The sequence below is a fragment of the Synechococcus sp. H55.2 genome (assembly GCF_047462495.1).
Taxonomy (GTDB): Bacteria; Cyanobacteriota; Cyanobacteriia; order Thermostichales; family Thermostichaceae; genus Thermostichus.
In genome coordinates, this window is sequence record NZ_JANSJH010000086.1 from 1 (window position 1) to 6520 (window position 6520).

General features: G+C 57.6%; 5 protein-coding genes. 1 reads left to right on the forward strand and 4 read right to left on the reverse strand.

Features of this window, described 5'->3' with window-relative positions:
• From NW844_RS10160 to NW844_RS10170, 3 genes are all read right to left on the reverse strand, one after another.
• On the reverse strand, nt 1-529 hold a 529-nt coding region (locus NW844_RS10160; protein WP_414335347.1), incomplete at its 3' end, for a mechanosensitive ion channel family protein.
• A 565-nt stretch (nt 530-1094) separates the two neighbouring features.
• The gene (locus NW844_RS10165; protein WP_414335349.1) at nt 1095-2159 is read right to left on the reverse strand and encodes a spermidine/putrescine ABC transporter substrate-binding protein; all 1065 of its coding nucleotides are present in this window, start codon (nt 2157-2159) and stop codon (nt 1095-1097) included.
• A gap of 115 nt (nt 2160-2274) precedes the next feature.
• On the reverse strand, nt 2275-2811 hold the full coding sequence (locus tag NW844_RS10170) for a thioredoxin domain-containing protein (protein WP_414335351.1): 537 nt from the start codon (nt 2809-2811) through the stop codon (nt 2275-2277).
• A gap of 169 nt (nt 2812-2980) precedes the next feature.
• On the opposite strand from NW844_RS10170, the gene pheT reads away from it, so the two are divergent.
• Complete coding sequence (pheT, locus tag NW844_RS10175) at nt 2981-5458, forward strand: phenylalanine--tRNA ligase subunit beta (protein ID WP_414335353.1); 2478 nt, start codon at nt 2981-2983, stop codon at nt 5456-5458.
• Between the two features lie 131 nt (nt 5459-5589).
• On the opposite strand, the gene NW844_RS10180 is transcribed toward pheT, so the two are convergent.
• The coding region (locus NW844_RS10180; RefSeq protein WP_414335355.1) for a DUF726 domain-containing protein at nt 5590-6520 on the reverse strand (931 nt) is incomplete at its 5' end.

The window sequence follows — 6520 nt, forward strand, 5'->3', positions numbered from 1 at the left end:
AGAGGGCGTCACCCAGAGCTTCATTCAAGAGAAAAGGAGCGACCTCAGCCCCCCCCTCTGACTTTGCAGCCGTTCCTTCTGTACCCACCTCACCGGCAGCACTCTCTTGGTGAAGAGGCTGAACCAGCCGCTCGTCCAAGTTAAAGCGCCGCAGCCCCCGAATGACCGCTAGGCGGGCAACCGTGGCCACCGCCCAGCCCACCACCAGCAGCACCAGGGCTCCACCCAGCCGCGGCAGATAGACAAAGATTTCGCCTAAAAACCGATTGAGCGGATCGGAGACGGCCTGAAGCTGTAGGGCATTCAGCACCGCCACCAACACAAAAGCCAGGATGATCCAGTAAACAGCAGCGGCCACCCAGCGCTCCGTTTGCGGCAGCTTCTCGCCAGGCTTTTGCCCCAAAACCCAAGCAGCCAGGCGGTTATCGAGCTGCGTCCGCTTGAGCAGCCCCCGAACGCCGAAGGCCACCGCCGTGGCCACGATCCAACCCAGAATTAGGATGAAAATCGCCGCCAGCAGATTGGGCATAAAATCGATAAGCCTGGACCAAAGATTGACAAAAAAAGAGACAGTCTCATCTCTAAAAGTGTTTACAGGGGTGTCCATAATTACCCTCACAGCCTGAAATGCTCAGGATGCACAAATGATAAAAGTAGGTTAGCCTGAAGTGCTTCCTTGGGCAAGCTGGGTTTGTCTGGGAGAAAGCCTCAAATGTCAAAAGAAACGGCAGGTCTTGAAACAAAGCTTTACATCTATCCACAGGCGGCAAGGGTTGAGCCAAGCTGCAGGGGTTCTGCCCAAGAAAATTTAAGGTTTAGGTGTATAGGGGAAAACTTTTGCAGTTCTTTAGCTTAATCGGCGGGAAGCTCCGCACTGTATTGGTGAATTGTGTTGACTCAAGAGCCAATCAGTGTCGGGATGAAAGCCGTTCGTCCTACACTTGAGGAGAACAAGTTAAATCTCTGGAGAGGTTCCCGCCGTGGGTCGCACGGTGGCCGCACGCTGAGACCTCTGTACAAACAAGTCTGTGAAGCGTGAAGCCGTACTCTATCTAAGTTGTGTTTACTCAACGAAGATGAGTGTCGGGAGTCGTTCACCTGCTTTTCACCGTTGTCCAGAGGGCGTCGATGAGGCGCAGCTCTTCCCCTGACAGCACCTTGAGGTAGCCCAGTTTGGCAAAGGTTTCTTCATCGGGGTAGATGGCCGGATTTTTCCGATCTTCCGGATCGATCAGGGGCAGCGCTGCGGCGTTGGGGGTGGCGAAGCGGTTGTGGTTGCTCAACTGGGCGCCGACCTCGGCATCCAAAATGAAGTTGATGAAGCGATTGGCCAGCTCAGGATTGGGGGCTTTGGCAGGGATGGCCATCACGTCCAGCCAAATGTGAGCGCCCTCGCGAGGGACGAAATAGCCGATATTGGGGTTTTCTTCGGTCGCCTGCAGCGCGTCGCCACTGTAGACAATCGCCACATTGGCCGTTCCGGAGACGAGTTGATTTTTGCCTCCTACGCCTCCGATGAGGCCGGCGCTGCGGCGTTTGGTCTCGATCAAAAGCTGCTGGATCTGCTGCAGTTCGGAGCGAGCAGTGGTGTTGATATCGAAGCCCAGGTAGAGGGCTGCCGCGGCAATCATGGAGCGCATCTCATCGATCATCACAAAGGGGCCGTACTGCTGCTGCGGGTCGAAAATCAATCCCCAAGAGCGCTCGAAGTTTTCCGGCAGGCGGTCTTTGCGGTAGCCGATGCCGGTGGTGCCCCACTGGTAGGCAGCGGTGTAGGTGTTCTCTGGGTCGAAGGGCAGGTCGACAAATTTCTCGCCCAGGTTGCTCAGGTTGGGAATCAGGTCTTTGTTAAGAGGCTGCAGCAGGCCCAGCTCCACCATGTTGGGCACAACGTAGTCGGTGGGCACGACGATGTCGTACTGGCTGACGCCGCCCCCCCGCAGCTTGGCGATCATGTCCTCGTTGGATTCGTACACACTCACCACCACGCGGCTATTGGTGGCTTTCTCAAAAGCCGTGAGAATGTCGGGATCAATGTATTCTGACCAGATGTAGAGGTTGAGGGTCTGCCTCTGGGCAGGGGTGGCATGGGGCCAAAACAGAGCCAGGATCAGCACACAAAAGGCCAGGGTTGTAGCCGAGGCAATCCACTTTTTCATGAGGTTTCTCCAACTGGGAAAAGTTGAAGACATCGTATCTGCTTTGTCTTAAGTTTTTGGGAGCGGCATGGCTATATGTCGCATGTTGTGAATGTGCTTCTGTTCGGCCAAAACTCTACCCGTGGCTGCGGGGATCCGGCTGATTGGGGAGGGTGGGTCTACTCCGCTCCAGCTCAGACACCGGCCCAATACTGGTCAACTGCAGAGGCTGCCCAGTGGCCAGAGCCAACACATTGGCCCGCAAAATCGACGGCGGCTGTTCTCCAATTGCCGATCCCAGCACCTCTCCCTGCCGATCCAAAAACAGAAAATGCGGGATCCCGTTTACCCGGTAGCGGCTCAGCTCCGGCAGCCACTTGGGATTATCCACATTGAGCATGACAAAGTTGACTTGATCGGCAAATTCCTTTTTTAGGTCGGCCAAGAGAGACGCCATCGCTCGACAGGTGGTGCACCAATCGGCATAAAACTCCACCAAAGAAGGTTTGCCGTTGGCTTGAGCTTGCTCCCAAGGTATGGCCTCTTGGGCCAGAGCTTCTAGGTGGGTGCCTGCCTGACGACTTTGGCTAGCCAAAAACAGGCCAGCCGCCATGACCACCGCCACCAGGGCAACCAGCCCGTTGCGCAGCCGTTCTGTCCAGTTTTCCCTCATGGTTCATTACCTCGCGATCGGCACATCTGGTGGATCTGGCTCTCACCGTTTTAGCATCCCAGCCTGTCCTGCCGGCTCCGGCCAGAGCAACATTTTGGGCCGGGATCCCGGCTGGAGAAGAGGGCCAGGTGAGCGATAATGGGTGCGGCGTTTGACCGATGGCTCAGCGATGCGCATCTCCTTGAAGTGGCTGCGAGAACTGGTGGATTTCCAACTTGCACCGGAAGAACTGGGGGAAGCCCTCACCCTGGCAGGGTTTGAGGTGGAAGAGATCGAAGATCGCCGCAGTTGGGCAGACGGCGTCGTTCTGGGCAGGATCTTGGCTGCCGAGCCTCACCCCAACGCCGACAAGCTGCAGGTTTGTCAGGTGGATTTGGGATCCGATCGGCCTGCAACCATTGTCTGTGGAGCCGCCAACGCTCGCGCCGGGATCCTCGTAGCGGTGGCCACGCCCGGCACCTATTTGCCCGCCATCTCCCTTACCATTGCCAAAGCCGACAAGCGCGGGGTGATCTCGGAGGGCATGATCTGTTCTTTGGCCGAGCTGGGACTGGAGAAAGCTTCGGCAGGGATCCACGAATTTCCGCCCGATTTGGATCTCAGCCTGCACCCGCTTGGCTCTGATGTGCGCCCGCTGCTGGGCCTGGACGATGTGGTGCTGGATCTGACTTCCACCGCCAACCGCGCCGACGCCCTGAGCATGGTGGGGATCGCCCGCGAGGTGGCCGCCCTCACCCGCAGCCCGCTGCACCTGCCGCCCATCAAGCCTCTGCAGGCCCAGCCCATCCCCAACTTTCAGTTGCGCATTGCTGACGCCAAAGCCTGCCCCGCCTACAGCGGCGTGTTGATCGAAGGGGTGAAAGTTGGCCCCTCCCCCGACTGGCTGAAACACCGACTGGCCGCCGCCGGGATGCGCCCCATCAACAATGTTGTGGATATTACCAACCTGATCCTGCTGGAGTGGGGCCAGCCCCTGCACGCTTTCGACTGGGATCGCCTGCTCCAGGTCATGGGCAAGAAAAAGCCCACCCTTGAAGTGCGCCTGGCCCAACCGGGAGAAACCTTGAAAACCTTGGACGGCCACACCCGCACCCTGCAGCCCGACAGCCATCTCATTGTGGCCGGCGGCCAACCGGTAGCCTTGGCCGGGGTCATGGGAGGGGAAGAGACCGAAGTCAGCTCGACCACCACCCGCATCTTTTTGGAAGCAGCCCTCTTCGATCCGGCGGTGACGCGGCGCTCGGCCCGCTCCCACTCGCTGCGCACCGAGGCTTCCACCCGTTATGAGCGAGGCGTGAACTTTGCCACCCTCGATCAGGCTCGGGATCGGGCGGTAGAGCTTATTTTGGAGCTGGCGGGCGGATCGGTAGTAGGCCTTACCCGCTTCGACCAACGTCCGCCTTTAGAGCGCACCTTGAAGCTGCGGCTGTCGCGGCTGATCGATGTGTTGGGGGACGAGGTGCAGGCAGCGGATGTGGAAGAGATCTTGTCTGCTTTGGGCTTTCGGCTCTCTCGCTGCGAGGAGGTCAGCTCCCGGAGTGCCCTCTCCCCCGCCACCGAGACGGCAACTGTGGCCCGCTGCGTTTGGCAGGTCGCCGTTCCCCCCTATCGCCTGCGGGACATTGAGCGGGAGATCGACCTCATCGAAGAGTTTGCCCGTCTCTACGGCTATGACCGCTTCTCGGAAACCTTGCCCACCGAGCCGCAGGTGGGATCCCTTTCGACACGAGAAACATTCACGCGCCAGATCCGAGAGGTGCTGCGCGGCATTGGCCTGACGGAGGTGTACCACATCTCCCTCTGTCCGGCGGAAGAGGACAGCTCCCTGGTGAAAATCGCCAATCCGCTTTCGCCGGAGTACTCCGCTGTGCGCAAGGCGCTGCTGCCCGGCCTGGTGGAGGCCTTCCGCTTCAACTGGGATCAAGGCAACGGCCCGCTACAAGCTTTTGAGATTGGCCGTGTCTTTGCCCATGCCCTGCCCACCAGCCCCCACCCTTACCAAGAGGCCGAGCATGTCGGCGGCATTATGGGCGGGGATCCCAATCCCCACGATTGGCAACACCGCAACCGACCCATGGACTGGTTTGAGGCCAAGGGGCTGCTGGTCTCGGCGCTGGAGCGGCTGGGATTTGGCCCGGAGTTGCGTCTGGATCCCCCTGAGGCGCAATCGCCGCTGCTGCACCCCGGTCGTCAGGCCGGCCTGTGGATCGCAGGATCCCGCATCGGCTTGTTCGGCCAGTTGCACCCCCGCCTTTGCCAGGAAAAGGGCCTGCCGGATCAGGTCTATGGGTTTGAGTTGCAGTTGGATCCCTTACTGGAAAGCCTGGAGAGACGAGGCATTGTGCAATTTGCTCCCTTTTCGCCTTTTCCTGCTGCCGATCGGGATATCGCCTTCTTTGCGCCGCTTGACCTCACGGTTGGCGAGATCGAGAAAGTCATTCGCCAAGCCGGCGGAGAACTTCTCCAATCGGTGCAGCTTTTCGACGAGTACCGTGGCCAAGGAGTACCTGAGGGGCAGCGCAGCCTTGCCTTTCGCCTGGTGTACCGCGCTGCCGATCGCACCCTGACAGATGCGGAGGTAGAAGCCCTGCAAAACCAGGTGAGGGCCCAGTTGGCAAAACAATTTCCGGTTACCTTGCGCAGCTAAGTGACCGCTTCATGCCCCAACCGCTATTCGCCCCCCCTCTCCCACAAGGGGAGAGGGGAGTTGGAGATCAACACCTTTCTCTACAGTTGCCGCCGCTCTCTTCTGGCTTCAATGTCAAAAATCAACATGACCTATAACAAACGGCTGCTGCGCGCTTTCCAGTCCAGCTTTTGATCCAGAAGAAACTCCAAGTGAGGCAGATAGGCTTTACAGCTATGCTCTCCTGAACCGATTAGGTGAGTGGCATTGAGGTTTTCAATTCTGGGGTGAAACTCTCTAATTGGCTTGATCCCACAGGGGCTGCGGTTGAGGGAAGGGGCTTTGAAGACGTAGGCCAGAACCCAATCGTCTTCGTTGTAGATATTCACCAACTTTCCGGTGATATTTTCTATATGTAGACTCCAGTTCTTATCGGCCTGCCTCCTAACAGCACCGCTGAGCAAGATAACATCTTTAAGACGCCGATCTGCAGTCTGGGGCCAACCGCGCATGATGTAGTAGGCTACCCTTGCCCCCAAAGAAAACCCCATCAGGGTAATCTGCCTTTCCGGCAAAGCAGAGAGCAGGGGATAGGCGTACTTCAGTCCCACTTCTTTGGCCTTTGCTTTGTGGGCTTCCCAGTGGGCAAGTAGTCCTACCCCTAGCTTCAGAGGGGACAAGGTCAAACTCGCCGGGTTGGAAGCATCCCACCAAAGGTAGTACAGGGATCCCTGCCATCCGGCACGTCGGAGTGTTTCCCACAACAGTCTTTTTTCCCAAGGTTGGGTTTCACCTTCGCTAAGGAAACCGTTGATGAAAACTAGGGCCTCGTCCCAACCCAGGGAGGGTTCAATACAGATCAAATAAGGCTCATGATGGGTAAATTCTTCGAAAATATAGTCTTTAATCTTTTCAACAATAATTTCTGTAACTTTCTGGCTGACTTCGAAAGTGGCTTGACCCGTGCCAAGAAGAATTTCTCCAACTTTTTGGATGGTATCGATACCTGTACCAATGACAGTTTGCGCAACTGACCCGGTAACCTTGCCTATATCAAAGGCGGTCTCTACAACTTTTCCGCCA